Raw genomic sequence first — 3,269 nt, forward strand, 5'->3', positions numbered from 1 at the left:
ATCATGTTCGGCTCCTTCTTCCGAACCTTCAGTCGTCGATGCCCCAGAGTCTAATCGCGCCTCGACAAAGCAAACACTGTTATGAAATCAAGTGGATAAGTTCCGGTTAGCCGACAACTCAGGAGCAGACGCGCGGCAACAACAATGCATTCCCAATCAAGCAGTTTTTTGTCTCGATGCCGATAGAGTCAGCCGCGACGGGTCAGCGCCCTCCTGAAGCCTTGTCCTCGCCCAGGCCACCGTATCGGCAAGTGTAACCGGGAATCGACGAAAGGTCGCACCCAGTTCCTTCTCCGCCTTGGCCGCGGTTACGCGGAGGCCCGCGTTCATCAAACGAATCCCTTCGACCGACATCTGACTGTCGTTTCCGGTGATTCGAGACCATGTTTCCGCTGCAGTCGCCAGCGCGATAGCAGCCACAAACGGAATTCGCCTCTTTGGTGGCTTCACACCGGTCAAGTCGGCAAGGTTCGCAACGATATCAGTGAGTTCGGCGAAACCACCACTGAGAATATATCGCTCTCCAGAGCGCCCGACCTGAGCAATGCGGAGCATGGCGATTGCCACATCTCGTGCATCGACAACTGCCGAACCACCGGGCGGGATCATTGGAGGCAACTTATTCGCGAGCGCGTCATAAACAAGCTTTCCGCTTGGAGTTGGTCCCACATCGTGCGGCCCCCACATCCATGCCGGAAGTGCCGACGCGATAAAGAAGCCGTTTTCGCGCGCGAACTCAAACAGCAACGGCTCGACCTTTCGCTTGCTATTCAGATAGAGATTGCTCGTTGCGCCCGGCCATGGAGGTGTTCGTTCATCCCCGGGCGAACCATCGGCCTGTAATCCTACGATGCCAGATGAGCTTGTGTGGATCATCTTGCTTACGCCCATCGCATGTGCCGCCTGCGCGAGTTCCATCGCCCCCTTTACGTTGGCAAGCTCAACGGCATTGGAATGATCCCCAGGGGTGTAGTATTCGCGGAAATAGGCGGCTGTATGGAAGACGACGTCAGCGCCTTTAAGACAGGGCGCAAACTCGGCTACCTTCCGGATGTCTCCGACGACGATGCGAGCTGCCATGTCTCCAAGCATTTTCTGCGCTTGTTCTTTCGACCTTGCAAGTGCCCACACCTCATGGCCAGCCTGATGAAGAGTGCGGACCAGATTGTTTCCTAAAAGCCCTGTGCTGCCTGTAACAAACGCGCGCATAATTCCTCCGTGTGAAATTTGTTTACTTTTGTCCGCTGGTTGAAGGAGCGCCGGGCTCAGGGACGGTTGCGTGGCAATAGGAGCAGCCGCGGTTGGGAACGCCTGTTGGGGGATCGTTCGCGGGATTGTTGTCGGCGTACAGCGCAGCGCGGGCGTAGAGGTCTGAGTTCGCCACGTCCTCAAGGAATTTCCGGTAGGGCCACGTCGAGTAGTTATCGGCGTATTTGGCGTTTGCGTACATGACTTTGGCGGCCTCTACATGGCCTGCCTTGACCAGGCCGTTGCCGAGATTGAGCATGAAGCCTTCGAAGCTGTGGGGTGCGAGAGTGCCTTCTGACCAGCAGGCTTTCTTTCGGCCGGTTGGGGTCTGAAGATAGAGATACGGTTTCAAGTCCGGGTTCGAACGATCGATCGTGGTTCCTGCGCAGGCATCCAATGCCTGCCAAAGCGAGTCGAGGGCTTTCTTATAGCTGTCGCTGTCTTTGGCATCGGTGTTGTGCGCGGCCCAGCGGTTGAAGTTGTTGAACTCCGGAAACTGGTATGCGGCGAAGTCGAGCATCTGGTCGCCTTTTGCGATGAGATCCGGATCTCTGCTCTGCTGGCCTAAATGGACGGTGGTGATTCCCAGGTAACCGGGCAGATGATCGTCGTTGATATATCCGATCAGGTGTTTGCCGTAGTAGTCGAGTTCGAGCGCTTTTCCAAAGAAGCTGACCGCGTTCGGCAAGTCCTGCTGCAAGACGGCGAGATTGAGGTTGGTGTCCCGAGTGTATTCGCCATAGTGCCAGAAGTATGTCGCCCCCAGAAGCGCATACAGTGTGGAATTGTCCGGGTCGCGCTGAATGGCGCTTTGCAACTGGGCTTGTACCTGAGGAATAGCGCTGTACTGATTGCCGTGATAGATGCTCCAGAATCCTTCGATCGCCGCTTGGCTTGCACCTCTATCTGTTTCGTTCTGGCGATCGTCGTCTGCTGCGCCGCTTGCGAAGCCGGCCAGCACCAGTATGGGGATGCCTGATAGCAGAGCCGGAATGATGGGCCTTGCCGTCATCCACTCACATGCAGAATGAAAAATTTTATGAAGTATAGGAACGCGCGCTTTATTCATTGCAATCTCCCTTCGATGGGATGGGCCCAATGTGGGCAGTGACAACATCCCAATCTGGGTTATCATGGATTAATCATGTTGCTGTTGTCAACATTGTTTGATTTAATTTTTTCCAGGATGCCGGAGCTATGTTGCTCCGGAACTAGAATGGCACCATACGATGGGACGAGCTAAACCATACCACCATGGCAACCTACGGGAGGCCTTGCTTCAATCCGCCATTCGACTGATCGCAGAGGTTGGGCCGACGGCCTTCACCTTACGAGAGGTGGCTCGGCTGGCAGGCGTCTCTCACAATGCACCGTACCGGCATTTTCAAGACAAGGGTGCCTTGTTGGCAGCCGTCGCCACGCAGGGCTATGGCGAGCTGACCGATGCCATGCTAGAGGCGGCCAGCAAGGAGTCCAATGTAGTAGACCGTTTGAAACACGCAGGACTTGCGTATATCTCCTTTGCCTTGCGCAGGCCTGAACATTTCACCGTCATGTTCGACGCGCCGTTTCCCAAGCAAACGCATCCTGAGGCGGCTGATGCATCCGAACGCGCGTTCTCCGTCCTGGTGAGTCTTGTAAGGGGCTGTGTGGAGAAGAAGCAGCTAATATCCGGAGACCCGCTGGACCTTGCCCTGCTCGCCTGGTCGATGGTGCATGGCATTGCAAAACTCGCAATCACTGGCCGACTTCCGTATCGCTCGAAGACGGAGATTCTGAAGTTCGCCGAATTTGTAATAGACGAGTCACTGCCGGTAAGCCAACGGAAGAACATACGGTCTCAGCATGCCCATGTTTAGAGCTCGTCATTCCTTTCCGAGTGACGGGCAACCCCGTCGAAAATCACCTCCTCTAGAGTTAGGTCCTGGAGTTCTATGCCGGAGCTCTGTTGGCAGGATTGATCTGGACGTTGTAGCCAAATTTACGAAGTTGTTTCGCGAGGTATTTGGCACGATGGATAA

3 protein-coding genes are annotated in these 3,269 nt (G+C 55.2%); 1 reads left to right on the forward strand and 2 read right to left on the reverse strand.

Features of this window, described 5'->3' with window-relative positions:
• Window positions 1–156: 156 nt before the first annotated feature.
• Together Q363_RS30970 and Q363_RS30975 are read right to left on the reverse strand one after the other, a co-directional pair.
• Window positions 157–1,209 (reverse strand): NAD-dependent epimerase/dehydratase family protein, encoded by a 1,053-nt coding sequence (locus Q363_RS30970; RefSeq protein WP_051979590.1) that lies wholly within the window; start codon window positions 1,207–1,209, stop codon window positions 157–159.
• 22 nt (window positions 1,210–1,231) lie between these two features.
• Window positions 1,232–2,260: a hypothetical protein gene (locus Q363_RS30975; protein WP_035358477.1), complete on the reverse strand. Its 1,029-nt coding sequence runs from the start codon at window positions 2,258–2,260 to the stop codon at window positions 1,232–1,234.
• A 217-nt stretch (window positions 2,261–2,477) separates the two neighbouring features.
• Here Q363_RS30975 and Q363_RS30980 point away from each other — a divergent pair, with 217 nt between their 5' ends.
• Window positions 2,478–3,107 carry a TetR/AcrR family transcriptional regulator gene (locus Q363_RS30980; protein ID WP_035358478.1) on the forward strand — a complete coding sequence of 210 codons (630 nt, stop codon included), beginning with the start codon at window positions 2,478–2,480 and terminating at the stop codon, window positions 3,105–3,107.
• The last annotated feature ends 162 nt before the right edge of the window (window positions 3,108–3,269 follow it).

Origin of the sequence: Edaphobacter aggregans DSM 19364, assembly GCF_000745965.1 — a bacterium.
GTDB lineage: Bacteria > Acidobacteriota > Terriglobia > Terriglobales > Acidobacteriaceae > Edaphobacter > Edaphobacter aggregans.

Bases quoted from the DNA above. Each gene is read 5' to 3' on its own strand.
- Q363_RS30980 (WP_035358478.1), top strand. From the start codon at position 2,478: ATGGGACGAGCTAAACCATACCACCATGGCAACCTACGGGAGGCCTTG.
- Q363_RS30975 (WP_035358477.1), bottom strand. From the start codon at position 2,260: ATGACGGCAAGGCCCATCATTCCGGCTCTGCTATCAGGCATCCCCATA.
- Q363_RS30970 (WP_051979590.1), bottom strand. From the start codon at position 1,209: ATGCGCGCGTTTGTTACAGGCAGCACAGGGCTTTTAGGAAACAATCTG.